Raw genomic sequence first — 15,287 nt, 5'->3', positions numbered from 1 at the left:
TTGTTCGATTGTTCGATCCAGTTCGATCCAATTTTTGGTGTCATTCATAGGTTGGATATCGGAATGCCGGAGGAAGATCCTGGATAATTAAGACACCATTTTTTTATCCAGGAAAATCTTCGGAACCACATTATGACACCAAAACAGAGTTGAAAGGATTAAGAGCAATGTATATTTGATACTATTTATTGGATTTAAAATAATTGGATTATTTAATTTTTTCAGGGAAAGTTAAACTTCCGGTAGTTTGACGAAACTTTGTTCGCCTATATGAATATTTTATCACAAAACTAACGCTATCCCATTGTTAATGTTATATAAATATGTCGTATTTTGTGCGTTTTTTTACATTGATTGATCTAATAAATTTGATACGACTATAATGTAATGAGCTTGTTATCAGTCATATTGTGATTTTATGAATGAAATCCCCCAATATATAAGCAATTTGGATTGTATATATATTTTCTTTATTATTGCAAACTATTGCTTTGATCTCACTTTAGAAGTATGAATAGAATATATTCTGTGGTGATTAATATAAGGTTCTTCTGGAATTTGGAGTGATAGCTATATAAAAAAGAAACTGCCGAATATTTTGTATTTTTATATTACCACAACAAAAAACAAAAATATGAACAGCAGTTTCCTATGCCATGCTTGGGGTCTTTACAGTCTGGAATGCACCCGCGAGGAATACAAGGGTAATACAATTATATTACATGTGGAGAGCAAGAACCGAGAAAAGTGCTGTCCTAAATGCGGTCATATCCACCTGGTGAAAAACGGCTACCGATTTCGGGAGTTTGTTGGTTTGCCCATCGGTGGCAAGAAGGTCATCATCCGCATGAAGGTACAACGCTACAGGTGCAGGAACCCCGAGTGTAACTACGACCAGCAGGAAAAGATACCTTTTGCCACGGGTAGCCGCTCCTACACCCATCGTTTCGCCAAATACGTGGTGGATCTGCTCAAGGGCATGACCCTTCTGGATGTGTCTCGGCTACTGGACGTGAACTGGGATATGATCAGGGATATTCATTGCGATCACCTCGAACGCCACTATTCCCCTCCGTGTCTCGATGGTGTGGAAAACATTGGTATAGATGAGTTTGCAGTAAGGAAGGGACACATATACAAGACCATCGTGGTTGATTTGGACACCGGACGCATCCTGTATGTCGGTGAGGGAAAGGGTGCTGACGCTCTTGATAAATTTTGGAAGAGGGTAAAACGCAAGGGGCTAACCATCAAGCACGTGGCACCGACCTCTCGTCGGCATTCATCGCCTCCGTCTTTGAGAATTGCCCTAATGCCGTGCATGTATTCGACCATTTTCATGTGGTCAAGTTGATGAACGACAAACTGGATGATATAAGACGGATGGTGTACAATATGGAGAAGGATTTCAACAAACGCAAGGTTATCAAAGGTACGCGCTATCTTCTGCTGAGCAACGGAGAGGACGTGTATGATTCCAAATACAACAGCAGGCTGGAGAATGCGTTGGAGATGAACAGACCGCTTTCCCAGGCCTACTATCTCAAGGAACAACTCAGAGAGATATGGATGCAGCCTGACAAGGAGATGGCGGAAGATGTATTGATAGACTGAGTGGAACAAGCCATGACGAGCGGAATTAAGCAGTTACTACAGATGGCTGCTACCCTGATGGCACATAGAACAGGAATTCTGGCTTGGTATGATTGTAGAATTTCAACTGGTAAAGTGGAGGGCATTAATAATAAGATTAAGGTGATGAAGAGAAACGCATACGGATTTAGGGACGATAGATATTTCAAACTCAGACTTTATGCCTTACACGATTGCCGTATCACTCGAAATGTCGGATTAGCCTTAAATATATAGAAAACTAACGTGCCTGTTTTATATAGTGCGCAATATAGAAAAACGGGTGTTATGATGTCAACCAATAACTATTCACTCTCAGAGGACCTAACTAAATGGGTACTTTAGACTAAAAAATTCAAATTATGAGTCTGCTCCGAAAACCCCAAAACCCGATTTCAGGAGGTCGCAACTAGCTGGAAATCAATGGTGTTCTTTGTGGGATTTTCAGCAAAAAAGACTTATCGGAGGGGACTCAATTATGAAAACAAAATTATTCACATTACTGGCATTAACTTGTATGATGCTATCCTCTTGTAATAATGAGTTAGATGAATCGCAAATTGCCATCATCAATGAAACTAATACCGTTTTTAAGCAATCGGATGGAATTCTTACATTTGATAATGAGGCCGATTTTCGGAAAGCAGTCGAAACAATGAGAAATAATCAATCTGAAACTACCACTTTTACTCGTTCCGCTTCAGGAGAAGGCTTTACTTCTATATATGACGAGTTCGATGAAGCTATGAATGAAGCGGACGACTATTATCAACGTGAGGGAGGTTACGAAGAATTCAAGCTAAAGTTTCCTAATCTCTATTATCCGGAACACGGTGAAGATTACGCAGCTTTCCTGCCAGTAAGTGACGAAGCGGTAGCAAAATTGCTTAATCAGCAAGGTAAGGTTATTATAGCTGGAGAAGAGAAGGATCTACGTGATGTAGACTCATACGAGAAAATTCAAGAATTAGGATTAGGGATGCCTGAATATGAAAATACAGACGAAAATCCTTCTACCCGTGCGTTTACAGATATTAAGTATCTTACCTTAAGTAAAGAAAAGATGAATAAAAAAAGAAAAGCTTGGATTACTTTGAGGGGAATCGAGGTTAGTGATAAAAAATCAAAAGACGGATCTAAAGTTAAACTTGGAAGAGTTGATTTATGTTTTAGGAAGAAAGGAGCGGTTCATTGGTATAATGGGAAAATGACATCAAGGGGATATGGATACACAAAAGAGGGCTATCGAAGGCCCATAAAAAGTCAAGAACTAAAAGAACTTGAATATTCCCCCCATAAATATTATGTTTCGGCATCCAGGTATTATCAAACTATAAATCCATCAGAACTTGATTATCTTAAATTAGAATTCAGATGCGGAGAAGATTATCCTAAATACTCTTTTACAGGTTTTTATACTGTAGATATAAATCATTTAATGTCCCTGAATAACGGCACGGGCTTTGGGGAAGACCTTGCTAGTTTTCTAGTTAATTGGGGCCTGTGGTTAATACCTGTAGCAGTAACCATTATTTTATTATAGATATAAAAGAAAAAGGATTATGTTTTCGATTTTAAGGACAACATTATTTGTGTTATTTGTTTTCGCATGCACATACTTGAACGGCCAGAACTCCGAAAAGATAGAATTTTTTATTGAAGCAGGTTCCGCAAAGGGGATAAATGACGTTTTTAGTTATAACTTTCAGTTTTCACCAGGATATAAATTAACAGAAAATTTCACATTAGGAGTAGGAATCGGATTTGTAAACTATAATAATAGAACGGATTTAAAAAATAAATTAATAGATAATCATTATTTTCAAACAGGCTGGCATAATGCATGGAAGCCTTATATACATGGAAAATATAGTATTTCGTCAAATCATCGGGTGAACCCTTTCATTAAGGTTGATATTGGCTATGCATTCTTTTCCCATAAGAAAAGACTTTCTTACGTAGATGAAAATGAAAACGATTATGTTACTATACCGTTTGATATAAAGGGGGGGGCTAACTCTACTGTCAGTTTAGGCATTTTAAAACATTCAAATCATTTTGGAAAGGCTTTAACTGTATCCGTGTTTTATCTTTTTCAGCCTGTAACATATAAATATATGTCTAACTCTGAAAGAAAAAACATATCTTCCATTGGATTTAATGTAGGTGTTATTTTTTAGTCTTCTGCGGTTGTATCGCTAAATATCGGTCCTATAATATAAAGTCGATTTTTCTGTATACCTGCCAGTTAGTGATGAATCGGTAAGTAAGCTGCTGAATAGTGAAGGAAAAGTGCTAATAGCAGGTAAAGAAAAAGATTTTAGAGATGTATTCAGTTATGATAAAATTAAAGAACTCGGGTTAGCTATCCCATTTATTGATAACCCGGAAGTCGAAATTCCTGTAATTAATGAATCCGACATACCTACTATAGAAATTGATTATCCCGGATCTGTTCTCCGTAGTAGCTTTAATCCTCAAATTGATACTACATTTACACGGGTAGACCAGTTTGCAGGCGGTATGGATGGTAGCGAAAGTTTTCCTTTTTATAATAGTGATAAGAAAACTAAATTATGGGTAAATAGCTATATATGGGAATCAAACGTAAATCATGGTTATTTAAGTATGTACTATACAGTATCCTTCAGGAAAAAAGGATTTTTAGGTATTTGGTATAATGGTAAAGCTTCTTCACATGCTTGGCTTGAATCACTTACGTATTATCATAAAAATGCTCCTTCATATATAACTATTACTGATAATTTACCTTATATAGCAAAGAATAGTCCTGCATTACGACCAGGTGAAAGTAGAAAGACTTACTCTTTTAATGATAAAAGTTCGTCTCATAATTACGAGTTTGCCCTTGGTTATTATCCAAGTTATTGCTTTGTGGGAGTACCTTTTAGAATGGTAACACCTTGGATAAAGGGGGTGGGATATTTTTGTCATCAAGGATTTGGTAATACAAGGTTTGGTATAACATTTTTAAATAAACAAGTTAATCCTAGTGGGCGTAGAAATCCCGATAACCCCATTTAGATAAAAGATTATATAAAATACATAATATGGAAATACCCATAAGGGATTAGAATATAAAAGGGTGGTGGAAATGTTCCGGGCGGCCGCTTAGTTTGTTGGGATCGCCCAACTGGGCGATCCCAACAAACTAACTTATCGTTGAATAACAACTATCTAAGAGAGGGAAGAAGTTAAATGCTCAGGGCTGAAAGCACTATCTATTATAGATATAAATGTAAACAGCCAATGTCATTAATATAAAAAGAAAATGAAAAAAATTAGCATAACATTTTGTTTATTATTAATTTCTTTATTCATTTACTCACAACCCCAATATACTTCTCGAAACGGGATTTATTCTTTTGTTGAATTAGGAATTGGGGGAACAATACCACAAAATGAAAACTCAGACTTTTCCGGAGTCTGTGTTTTCTTTGATAATTCACCAGGATATATATTTGATAATACATTTTCAAATAATACATTTTCCTTGGGTCTCGGATATTCAGTAAAGTTATTTAAACTTAATTCTAATTTGTCTGAGTATTCTAATAAAAATATTCTATTTTCGTTTCCTTTATATTTTCACGGTACATACTTTCATAGGAGGAATGAAAGTAAACATACTCCCTTCTTAAACACAAAATTTGGATATGAAGCTTTATCAAAAGAAATAAATTTTGAAAATAAAAATGATAATGTACAATGGTCTAAAAAATATTCTGGAGGTTTATATGCTTCAATATCAATTGGGGACTTATATGAAATTACTGATGAAAACCGGCTTTCTTTTTCTATCGCTTGTCGTCTACATAACTACTCTATTACACACTCTAATACTATATTGAAACAAAAACCAATATCTATATCCCTAAATATTGGTTGGTTCTTTTATTAATCTTATACTTTCCTTTTGTACTATTAAGTCTTAAGCTTAATCCAATAAATTGGAGTCGCTAACTTTGCCGGGTGGATAAAATAAGCATCTCCAGAAAAAGGCTTGTCTCCCACCGCCACAGTTTCCTATTGCCTCATGGATAGTTGGTAAGCCCCCGATAAAATACCCATTTTAGCGTAAATGGTTTTTGATGATCTTTGCCGGCAAATTTATTTTTTATGAAGCCTGTAAGCAAAGAAGAATTCCTGGCAATTGGATAAAACGGTTTGATTTGTGCCAGTGATTTCGGTCTATGTGTGCCACCTTTTTCGGTTCAAACCGTGCCAGTTTTTACGGTTCGATTTGTGCCACTTTGAAAAGATCAAGTTATCTTGTCCCTAAAAAAGGGATGCGGTATGGCAAATAAACTTGATCCTATGGATATAAAACAAATTTTAGTCTTAATCAACGACGGTTTTAGTAACCGCAAGATTGGTGCTACACTTGGTATATCTCGTAATACCGTTAACAGCTATGTACAACAGTTTAAATCAAGTGGTTACAGCATTGGCGAGCTTTTAAACTTTGAAGAGACTCGTTTAAACGAACTCTTCACCAGTAAAACTACTATCGACACTTCCCGGCATGATGATTTAATGCGCTATATTGAGCGTATCAAAGCAGCCCGGAGTCATCCCGGTTTTACTTTTCAGTACCATTATAATGAGTATGTAAATAATGTAAGCAACCCCTACAGCTACACTCAGTTCCTGGAGCACTTCCACCGTAAATACAGTAAAGTAAAAGGTTCAATGAAGCTTGAGCATATTGCAGGCCATGAGATGTTCGTTGACTTTGCCGGTAAAAGGCTTGAGATAGTAGATAAAGATACGGGTGAGATCAAACCGGTTGAAGTCTTCGTATCAATTTTACCCTGCAGCCAATATACTTATGTTGAAGCCTGTGCCACACAGAACCGTAATGATTTTATAAGTTGCTGTAAAAACGCATTACACTTTTATGGTGGTGTTCCAAAGGCAATCGTATCTGACAATCTAAAGTCTGCCGTTACAAGAGCCAGCAAACATGAAGCAGTTATTAACCGCTGCTTCAAAGACTTTGCCAGTTATTACGGTTGCGTTATTAACCCCGCAAGAGTGTATGCTCCACAGGATAAAGCATTAGTAGAAAATGCTGTACACCTTACTTATCAAAGAATCTATTACCCTCTTCGAGAGATGACATTCTTCTCGATAGAAGAGCTCAACAGGGAGATCAGGCGATTGCTTACAGAATACAACAAACTGCTCTTTAAGCGTAAAGAGGCCAGCAGACTGGAACTGTTTCAGACAATAGAGCGAGGCTATCTGAAGCCATTACCCGCCGATCAGTACGAGATAAAAGAGTATTGCAGGGCAAAGGTTCAGAAAATGGGATATGTATATTTTTCACCCGATAAGAGTTATTATAGTGTACCATACCGCCATATAGGCAAACAAACGCAAATACATTATACACAGAAGTATATAGAGGTTTACTACAATCATCAGCGCATAGCCATACATCAGAGGAATCACTCAACAGGCAGCTATAACACCAACTCGGATCACCTGAGCAGTACGCATCAATCATACCTGGGTTGGAATCCGGATTACTTTAAGAATAAAGCTGCAGCACATGGTGAGCATGTTGTCAGCTGTGTAGAACATATACTTGCATCTGTAGATTATCCTGAGATTGGATACAAGCGTGTAACCGGTCTTTTACAACTCCATAAAGCTTACGGCTCAGGAAGATTAAACAGGGCCTGTAAAATGGCTTTAAATGCCGGGATACCATCATATACCCGAATCAAAAACATCCTGAAGAATAACATGGATAAAGCATTAATCTTTTATGATGAATCCGATAGTGCACAGTCGCACATACCGCTGCATCATAATATAAGGGGAGCATCATCCTACAGTTAAGCAAATCAGTTAATTATAAACCTATAATAATGAACAACAATCAAACAGTCGAAAGATTAAAACAAATGAGGCTCGGAGCGATGGCTTCATTACATTATCAGCATATCAAAGACAACAGGATAGAGAATGTTACAGCTGATGAATACCTGGCTTTGCTTACAGATCATCAATGGGAAGAACGATTAAATAATAAAATTGAGCGTCTTATCAGACAGGCCGGCTTTAGAGAACAGGCCAGTGTAGCAGATGTTGAGTATAATCAGCAACGTAATCTGGATAAAAATATGTTTACCCGCCTGGCCACTCTGGACTTTATTAAACGAAAAGAAAACATCATAATAACTGGAGCATCCGGTACGGGCAAAAGCTATCTTGCTCAAGCTTTGGGATATCAGGCCTGTTTAATGGAATACAAAGTGTTATATGCAAACACCGCCAAACTTATCGGCAGACTCAAACTCGGTAAAATAGACGGCACTTACCTGAAGGAGCTGTCAAAACTAATAAAAACAGATATACTTATCTTAGACGACTTTGGGCTGCATGCCTTTGACAATCAATCCAGGGAGATATTACTGGATATTATTGACGAGAGGCATAATCAGGCATCAACTATATTATCCTCACAGATACCGGTATCAGCCTGGTATGATCTGATTGGGGAGCAAACAATAGCAGATGCTGTCCTGGACAGGATAGTAAACTCATCACACAGAATAATACTTAAAGGTTATGACAACAAATTAATTATGTAAAGTCCAGTGCAAAGCATATTGATTATCGGCATATTACAAACATGCTTCACATTTGGACTTTACATAATATTCATTTCTTACCGAGTCTTTTGAGCCATGAGATCAAGTCATTATTATCAACCCATTCTCCAATAACACCAGAAGGAGTGAGATTTTCAGATGCCTTTTCAATAGCCTCTCTTTTCTGTTTCGAGTCGGCTCTCGCATATATCTCAGTTGTCTGTATGGAGGAGTGTCCCAATAAGTCCCGTATCCATACAAGGTTGACCCCTGATTGAAGAAGGTGCATTGCCCGACTATGTCGCAGTTGATGGCAACTCGTGATCTCGGGAATGAGATTCGGATTGCTTATTCGAGCCATTACAGCATATTTTTTCAGTATATACGTTATACCTGCCCTTGTGAGTTTGTTCCTCGAGCTATTGCAAAAGAGTGGATTCTTTTTACCGATATCCGTATCAACGTGATAGCAGATCATGTATTTGGTCAGGATATCAACGACATGTTCACATAAAGGCACGATCCTCGTTTTCCGCCCCTTTCCATAGATTTTGATTGAGTATGGTTTACATTGTATTCTCAATGATTCTATCGTCAAGTCAGCGAGTTCCTGAACCCGGCAACCGGTATCATACATCAAGGCAAGTATTGCAAGATGCCTCAGTTCCCTCGGGTCGGTCGTGTCCGGCTGTTCAAGCAAGAGTTTTATCCCTTCTTTGGTGAAGTGCGAGGGAGTTGTGTGTCCCTTTTTCAGTCCTCTGATTGCCAGGATTCTTTGCCACTGGTCCATATGCTCCACACTGTCGTACTGAAGATACGACACGAAGGATCTGACAGCAGCCAGCCTGTTGTTTCGGGTTGCAATACTGCAGCCTTGCTTGTCAATTAGCCATTGCAGGTATCCGATGATATTATCCCTGTTTGTATCAGCAAGTGTAACCTTGTCTGCTTTAATATGCTTTTCATCTCTCAAGTATAAAAGGAAAGATATAAACGCATCTCGATAAGCAGACACCGTATTGGGACTGACATTCCTTTCGTGGGGCAGATATGTACCGAGGAATCTTGAGAGTTGTTTTGCGAAGTCATTCGATGCCATCTTCTTTGCCATATATAAAGTTGTTCAAAGATGAGCACTGCCGCAATAGGTCGGGATATTCACTACATGTGAGGCGCACATATCCTTCTGTTGCAGTTAGAGTCTTATGCCCAAGGCACGCGGCCAACAACGGAAGTGCAGCATAGATATCCATCTCTTCCCCTATCATCTTTACAAGTGAATGAGCTGCCATGGTATGTCTCAGATCATGAACGCGTGGGCCGGAGTGTTCCCCCCGATACGCAATGCCACAGCGTGTATATACCTTTTTGAACCATCGATAAGCATTTGCTGAAGAGACCGCGTCTCCATTAAGTTTTACAAAGAAAGCATGTTCAGCGTAGTTTATACCCTTGATAGGCAACATATTCCTGTAATGCAGATACTTCAAGAGGTTATCCTTAAGTGAACCGCATACCGGCACCAAACGCTCTTCTCCATTCTTCGTACTGCCCCATGTTCCCACTCGCAGTATATTCCTTTTCAAGTCCACATCCTTGTTCCTTAAAGAGACAGCTTCCGTGATTCTCAAACCCGTACTGTAAAGAAGACGAAGCAGGCAAGGTATGGATATGATCGGGTCATCCTTCCTGTGAATTCTCCGTAATAGAAGGTCCGCCTCACTTAAAATATCTTGCATTTGTTTTTCCGTAAAGATATACGGTACGAATGCACGATCATTATCACATTTTGGCAATGGCATTATATAAGAATTGATGCCATGTTCATTCATGTATTTTGCCAACTGGGCAATCCGTGAGCATTTTCCATGGAACGTCCGGCTACAATCATTGAGTCTTGTCGCTGCCCACGCATCTGTAAGCTCTTTGGTGATAACCGGCTCTGTAAGTCCATATTGCATCGTGAACTCGTCGAACTCCTTATAAGCCCATTTCGTCGATATGATCGTCTGTCCACAGGCTTCTTTCATGCGGATTATGGCCTTCATATAAGGTGCCAATACTCCCTTGTAGTTAAACGGATCAGCCATAAAGCCATCCTCCTCTCTGTGTGTAGAAGGCATCACTGGCCTCCGGGACATCCAATACGCACCTCATCATGTGCGCAAGGTCTATTCGAACATATGTCCTTGTTGTATCCACCTGCGTATGCCCCAGTGTCTCGGATATGACAGGTATTGGTATGGATTTGTCGAGCATCCTCTGAGCCAGGCTGAACCTCAGGGCATGGCCACCATGATGACGGTCACCGAAGTCAACTCCTGATTCTCTAAAAGCGACAGCGATTGCACTATGAACCGAACCCGGAGTCATTTCACCATATGGTGGGCGGCAACTTAGAAAAACCTTGTTTGATGTAGACTTTGGACGTGCATTCTTGAGATAGTCGATTATTGCATTGCCTACGACAGGCAATAGGGGGAGGGTCAGTGGATTTCCAGTTTTGTACTGTATGATGTTGATGCTATTGTTCTCCCAGTTAATATCTTTGAGGCTCAGGCTTGCCACGTCTGATACTCGCAGTCCAAGCCTGGAACATAATGCAACCATTGCGTAGTCACGTTTCCCGACATTGCTGGTTCTTGATATCGACTCTTCCAATTGCCGTATTTCTTCTGGACTATAGAATGATGGTGTTTTGATATGATCGATATTCTTGCCCGGAGACCGAAGAACATAAGAATAGTCCTTGGCTATGAGATTCTCTTTATAAAGATAATTCAGGAAGCGGCGTATCGTTCCCATATACTCTTTCTGGCGGTACTGGCGGCTTTCTATGAAATTTACAATACAGTCTTCGATTATCCCGGATATATGACTGATTCCGCTCTCAAACATGTACTCAACGAAGTTGCTGATTATTCTTTTGTAGGCCTGTATAGTTTTTTTCTCGCTTATACCATGGGCTTTCAAGGATTCAAAATAATCTTCGGCTGCAGTTCCAATTTCACCTCTGAAGGGATACTGCGCGGGAGTGTGCAGCCTCTTGCCCAGATTATCGTTCAAAAATACATTGATCAAGACATCAACGCTCTTGATCAAATCACGATGGTAGAATGTGACGGTACTACCGTCATGGAAGGTAAGCACACATTCTTTACCTACCTTCTCGTCGAAGTCAACCAAGCTTTTGGCGGTCATGTACGAAAGTATTCCTTTTTTCCACAACCAGTTATAGGTGTAGATCCGGGAACTTGTATACCGGGCCTCTGTAAGCAGTTGATTGGCACGATCAATTACATTTTGGATTTCCATAACTTTTGTTTTTTAATGTTGTTTGTGTAATATGCCACAGTAAAGTTATGGAAAGTGATTATGGAAAGTATATATAGTAAGAGTTTTGTTATAATGAAGTTAGATGGAGGATGTGCAGCACAATTCACATAATTAGATTGTTGTCATAACCTTTATTATGGAAAGCTTTCCATAATAAAGGTGAGTCACTTAGGAAAGGAAAAATAAGTACAACTGAATAAAATTATTAACTTTGCCAATGATCTTTCAAATAGGTAAAAAACTATGAATTATAGTGGCACGGTTTGACCGAAAAGAGTGGCACTATCAGACCGAAATACACAGAGATCAGGATTAAGCTTCCGGGAGGTATTCAGGTCAGTTTTATTGGTAGTGCCCAGGCGGAGCTCGCGATCAATGTAAGCGTTCGGGAATATCCAGTTGCGCAATGGGGCCGCACTTTGGATTGCCCTGCGCAATCTGTTTATGTGTTTCAAGATTTTCAATCACATCCTCGTATGCCGCTTCCGAATGCATCAGCCTGAATTTTTCGGGGCAGAGGTGGTATTCAAAACGAATATAACAATCTCTCTTACAGAAAACAATCAGGCCTACATTGAAAAATTCTTCCCGCTCAATCCTCGGTACCAGTCGAATCACAGCGTAATGGTACAGTTTATCCTCTTGCATTTTTGGCGGTATTTAGAAAGTTTTGGGAATGCTGCAGTCTCGTTTTCAGAAAGTTGAGGTAGGTCCTCCGGATCTCACCGGGAGTCTCCTGCGTATGGTTCCACGTCAGCCAGTTGTCGGGGATGAGTGAGACGATCTTCTCCAGCAGATCATCCGAAAGGATATCATGTGCAAAATCGTTTGCCTCGTCGAGCATCGTTGCCTGGGGTAGCAATACATGATCTTGTATGTGGGGAAACGGGTTGAGGGCATGTCGTTCGAAATCGTTCCAGGAGTGATGGAAATAAAACGAAGTGCCGTTGTCGATGATCCACAACTCACGGTGCCACCACAACAGGTTGGTGTTGTTGAAGGTGCGGTCGATATTGGTGGTGAACGCATCGAGCCAGACAATCTTTGATGCCAGAAAAGGATCGATCTCCACGGAGGGATCGTAGGCAATTGCTCCCGACAGGTAATGCAGCCCCAGGTTCAACCCTTCGCTTCCTTTGAGCAGGTCCTGGATCTCCTCATCCCCTTCGCTCCGGCCAAAGTCATCGTCAAGCGTGGCAAAAACCAGTTCGGGGTTATGCAAACCCAGTACAGATGCAATCCTTCCGCCCAGCAGCTCCGATACCAGCATCTTTGTGCCATGGCCCGCACCCCGGAACTTCAATACATACTTGAATCCGTCGTCCGCTTCAGCCAGGGCCGGCAGTGAGCCGCCTTCGCGTAAAGGCACAATATAGCGCATCACCTTCACGGTACGCAAAGAAAGATCTTTTTCCATTTTGGCAAATGTACACGAAAATAAAAGTATTTCCAAATGCATAAAAATAAAATTCAAGATCGCGTCAGTCCCCTATGACGACCCCGCGAAGTCCACCCTCTCGGCCTTCTACCACGACGACCGGGGCCGGGTTATACAGGTATGCTCCTCCAACCAGCCCTACAGGTACAACGGCAAGGAGCTGGACAGATTCCAAAACCTGGACAAGTACGACTACGGCGCAAGACACTGTGACGCCGCCCTCGGCAGGTGGTTGACCGTGGATCCCCTGGCGGAGAAGTGCTACTCCATCTCTCCGTATACGTATTGAGCTATAAACCGGTTAATGCTATAGACCCGGATAAATGGCTTTAACAGTTTCGCCTCTGCGTGATGCAGGAATAAAAACGTATTGACAAATTATTATCACTAGTGTCCACTAAAAAAAATTAAGTTTTAATTGAATATCATTTTCATCCATATTAGTCTCTTTGAAGAAAATATCCCTGACAGGAGTTTTATCCAACAACGAAGCGCTCAAGACTCTCAAGACTTCGTAAGTACTTCTATTAAGATGAAGATCATGCTCAACAATGGCTACCATACAATAGGCTATAATAGCTGTAAATATCTGGATTCGAACAGCTCCTTCTGTTGTACCCCAAAAGGATTTAATCTCAAGATGCTGCTTAATCCATTTAAAGAACTGCTCTACATGCCACCTGTACTTATAAAGCAAGGCAATTTGATAGGCGGGGGCTTCAATGTTATTTGTCAAGTAAACATATGTATGATTCAGGAATTCAGCATAGTAAACAATCCTGCGAAGTTCTCCCGGATACTTTCCGGAAGAAGCATAATCGGTAAGTTTTATTATTTGATCGGCCAGTATACCATTAGCATTATGGTTTGTATTCTGATTCTTAATTACCTCATACTGCAAACGGCTTTTCTCACGTATAACAAAATAAGATTCTATTTGCGTACATTAGTGTCCACTAAAAATTCGCAAAAGCTCTTTGAAATTATTGAATATTAGATAGTTGTAGCGTCTTTTGGGATGCGACGATTTCAATTTATCTTTGTATTGATATACAATACATTATGCATAAAGAGAAGTTCGTTTTTGCCCAATTAGTCGAGTTCCTAAATGCCGACAAGTTCAGGCATATCGTGGATAAGTGCCAAGGAAACCGCTATATCAAGTCTTTCACCTGCTGGAATCAACTGCTTGTTCTCATGTTCGGCCAACTCTGCAATAGAAAAAGCCTAAGGGAGCTGGCAATGGCTATTGGTGCACATCGGGGAAAAGGCTATCATCTCGGGTTTGGCAGTGATGTCAAACTAAGCAATCTATCCAAAGCAAATACCAATCGTGACTATCGGATCTTTGAAGAATTTGCATACTACATGGTTGGCAAAGCCCAATCAAGACGTATGGACAATATCTTCAAGCTGGGAGGAAAAGTCTATGCCTTTGATTCTACCACCATTGACCTATGTTTGATCATTTATCAATGGGCTCGTTTTAGAAAGACCAAGGGAGGAGTTAAAATCCATACCCTGTTTGATCTGGAAACTCAAATCCCAACGTTTTTCCATATCACTTCCGCAGCAGTCAATGATGTAAATGCTATGGATGTCATTCCCTATGAACCCGGCTCCTTCTATGTCTTCGACCGTGGCTACAATGACTTCAAACGCTTGTTTAAGATCAACGAGATTCGATCAATGTTTATGGTGAGAGCCAAGAACAATCTGCAATGCAAGGCTGTAAGATGGAAAAGAAGGATGTCTAAAAACGTTCGCTCAGATTGTGTGGTGATATTCACCGGATATATGAGCGAAAAGCATTACCCGAAACCCTTGCGAAAAATTGTCTTCTACGGCGAAGATCAAGACCGAGAGTTTACATTTCTTACTAACGTTTTTAGCCTTGACGCATTGCAAGTTGCACTTCTTTACAAGAACAGATGGCAGATTGAGCTGTTTTTCAAATGGATGAAACAGCATCTCAATATCCAAAAATTCTGGGGTGTAACTGAGAATGCAGTCCGTATCCAGATATACTCCCGGGTAACTACTCCAAAAGAAACTCCTAAAAACTCCACATCGACTCCGAATGTTTTGGAGGTTTTTGAAAGTCTACTTTCAGAAAACAAGAAATCATAGAATCAAATACGGGGATCACCGAATGCTTACCACCTATCGTTACTACCTAAAAGACCATAAGGGCAAAAACCGGGTGATACTGATGGAATAGTGTATCAGGTGAACCATAATACCTCTTGACGGAT

The 15,287-nt window shown here is 40.0% G+C and carries 14 protein-coding genes and 2 pseudogenes; 10 read left to right on the top strand and 6 right to left on the bottom strand.

Features of this window, described 5'->3' with window-relative positions; translation table 11 throughout:
* The first annotated feature begins 634 nt into the window (after positions 1 to 634).
* From KDN43_RS16530 to istB, 8 genes and pseudogenes are all read left to right on the top strand, one after another.
* Positions 635 to 1,354 carry a transposase family protein gene (locus KDN43_RS16530; protein ID WP_256448719.1) on the top strand — a complete coding sequence of 240 codons (720 nt, stop codon included), beginning with the start codon at positions 635 to 637 and terminating at the stop codon, positions 1,352 to 1,354.
* Positions 1,318 to 1,869 (top strand): annotated as a pseudogene (locus KDN43_RS16525) (transposase). Before KDN43_RS16530 ends, KDN43_RS16525 begins: the two are co-directional and overlap by 37 nt.
* A 241-nt stretch (positions 1,870 to 2,110) precedes the next feature.
* Positions 2,111 to 3,175 (top strand): hypothetical protein, encoded by a 1,065-nt coding sequence (locus KDN43_RS02590; RefSeq protein ID WP_238868141.1) that lies wholly within the window; start codon positions 2,111 to 2,113, stop codon positions 3,173 to 3,175.
* A 19-nt stretch (positions 3,176 to 3,194) separates the two neighbouring features.
* Entirely contained in the window at positions 3,195 to 3,812 is a 618-nt protein-coding gene (locus KDN43_RS02585) for a hypothetical protein (RefSeq protein ID WP_238868140.1), read from the top strand.
* A gap of 112 nt (positions 3,813 to 3,924) precedes the next feature.
* On the top strand, positions 3,925 to 4,677 hold the full coding sequence (locus KDN43_RS02580) for a hypothetical protein (RefSeq protein WP_238868139.1): 753 nt from the start codon (positions 3,925 to 3,927) through the stop codon (positions 4,675 to 4,677).
* Between the two features lie 247 nt (positions 4,678 to 4,924).
* Positions 4,925 to 5,554, top strand: coding sequence for a hypothetical protein (locus tag KDN43_RS02575; RefSeq protein ID WP_238868138.1), 630 nt, complete (start codon positions 4,925 to 4,927; stop codon positions 5,552 to 5,554).
* A gap of 395 nt (positions 5,555 to 5,949) precedes the next feature.
* Entirely contained in the window at positions 5,950 to 7,503 is a 1,554-nt protein-coding gene (istA, locus tag KDN43_RS02570; protein ID WP_238868137.1) for an IS21 family transposase, read from the top strand.
* Between the two features lie 29 nt (positions 7,504 to 7,532).
* Entirely contained in the window at positions 7,533 to 8,258 is a 726-nt protein-coding gene (gene istB / locus KDN43_RS02565) for an IS21-like element helper ATPase IstB (protein ID WP_238868136.1), read from the top strand.
* 70 nt (positions 8,259 to 8,328) lie between these two features.
* Here the strand turns inward: istB and KDN43_RS02560 are convergent, their stop codons facing one another.
* From KDN43_RS02560 to KDN43_RS02540, 5 genes and pseudogenes are all read right to left on the bottom strand, one after another.
* Positions 8,329 to 9,369, bottom strand: coding sequence for a tyrosine-type recombinase/integrase (locus KDN43_RS02560; protein WP_238868135.1), 1,041 nt, complete (start codon positions 9,367 to 9,369; stop codon positions 8,329 to 8,331).
* On the bottom strand, positions 9,344 to 10,348 hold the full coding sequence (locus KDN43_RS02555; RefSeq protein ID WP_238868134.1) for a tyrosine-type recombinase/integrase: 1,005 nt from the start codon (positions 10,346 to 10,348) through the stop codon (positions 9,344 to 9,346). Before KDN43_RS02555 ends, KDN43_RS02560 begins: the two co-directional genes overlap by 26 nt.
* A complete protein-coding gene (locus KDN43_RS02550) occupies positions 10,341 to 11,573 on the bottom strand; it encodes a site-specific integrase (RefSeq protein WP_238868133.1) in 1,233 nt (410 codons plus the stop codon). The genes KDN43_RS02555 and KDN43_RS02550 overlap by 8 nt, the downstream gene beginning before the upstream one ends.
* A 402-nt stretch (positions 11,574 to 11,975) precedes the next feature.
* A pseudogene (locus KDN43_RS02545) lies at positions 11,976 to 12,242 on the bottom strand (DUF3037 domain-containing protein); the annotation flags it as partial.
* Complete coding sequence (locus KDN43_RS02540) at positions 12,229 to 13,011, bottom strand: HipA family kinase (protein WP_238868131.1); 783 nt, start codon at positions 13,009 to 13,011, stop codon at positions 12,229 to 12,231. The gene KDN43_RS02540 and the pseudogene KDN43_RS02545, both read right to left, overlap by 14 nt.
* Position 13,012: 1 nt before the next feature.
* Here KDN43_RS02540 and KDN43_RS02535 point away from each other — a divergent pair, with 1 nt between their 5' ends.
* Positions 13,013 to 13,321, top strand: coding sequence for an RHS repeat domain-containing protein (locus KDN43_RS02535; RefSeq protein WP_238868130.1), 309 nt, complete (start codon positions 13,013 to 13,015; stop codon positions 13,319 to 13,321).
* A gap of 108 nt (positions 13,322 to 13,429) precedes the next feature.
* Here KDN43_RS02535 and KDN43_RS02530 read toward each other — a convergent pair whose 3' ends face one another.
* A complete protein-coding gene (locus KDN43_RS02530) occupies positions 13,430 to 13,951 on the bottom strand; it encodes a transposase (RefSeq protein ID WP_256448744.1) in 522 nt (173 codons plus the stop codon).
* A gap of 143 nt (positions 13,952 to 14,094) precedes the next feature.
* Here KDN43_RS02530 and KDN43_RS02525 point away from each other — a divergent pair, with 143 nt between their 5' ends.
* Positions 14,095 to 15,162, top strand: coding sequence for an IS4 family transposase (locus KDN43_RS02525; protein WP_238868128.1), 1,068 nt, complete (start codon positions 14,095 to 14,097; stop codon positions 15,160 to 15,162).
* Positions 15,163 to 15,287 lie beyond the last annotated feature (125 nt).

The sequence above is a fragment of the Proteiniphilum propionicum genome (assembly GCF_022267555.1).
In the GTDB taxonomy this organism is placed as follows: Bacteria; Bacteroidota; Bacteroidia; order Bacteroidales; family Dysgonomonadaceae; genus Proteiniphilum; species Proteiniphilum propionicum.
Note: the sequence above shows the minus strand (reverse complement) of the source record. Positions and strands in the feature narration are given on the sequence as shown.

Coding starts and splice junctions, on each gene's coding strand:
- KDN43_RS02560 (WP_238868135.1), bottom strand. CDS start 9,369: ATGGCAAAGAAGATGGCATCGAATGACTTCGCAAAACAACTCTCAAGA.
- istB (WP_238868136.1), top strand. CDS start 7,533: ATGAACAACAATCAAACAGTCGAAAGATTAAAACAAATGAGGCTCGGA.
- KDN43_RS02525 (WP_238868128.1), top strand. CDS start 14,095: ATGCATAAAGAGAAGTTCGTTTTTGCCCAATTAGTCGAGTTCCTAAAT.
- KDN43_RS02575 (WP_238868138.1), top strand. CDS start 4,925: ATGAAAAAAATTAGCATAACATTTTGTTTATTATTAATTTCTTTATTC.
- KDN43_RS02555 (WP_238868134.1), bottom strand. CDS start 10,348: ATGGCTGATCCGTTTAACTACAAGGGAGTATTGGCACCTTATATGAAG.
- KDN43_RS02540 (WP_238868131.1), bottom strand. CDS start 13,011: ATGGAAAAAGATCTTTCTTTGCGTACCGTGAAGGTGATGCGCTATATT.
- KDN43_RS02590 (WP_238868141.1), top strand. CDS start 2,111: ATGAAAACAAAATTATTCACATTACTGGCATTAACTTGTATGATGCTA.
- KDN43_RS02550 (WP_238868133.1), bottom strand. CDS start 11,573: ATGGAAATCCAAAATGTAATTGATCGTGCCAATCAACTGCTTACAGAG.
- KDN43_RS02585 (WP_238868140.1), top strand. CDS start 3,195: ATGTTTTCGATTTTAAGGACAACATTATTTGTGTTATTTGTTTTCGCA.
- istA (WP_238868137.1), top strand. CDS start 5,950: ATGGCAAATAAACTTGATCCTATGGATATAAAACAAATTTTAGTCTTA.
- KDN43_RS16530 (WP_256448719.1), top strand. CDS start 635: ATGAACAGCAGTTTCCTATGCCATGCTTGGGGTCTTTACAGTCTGGAA.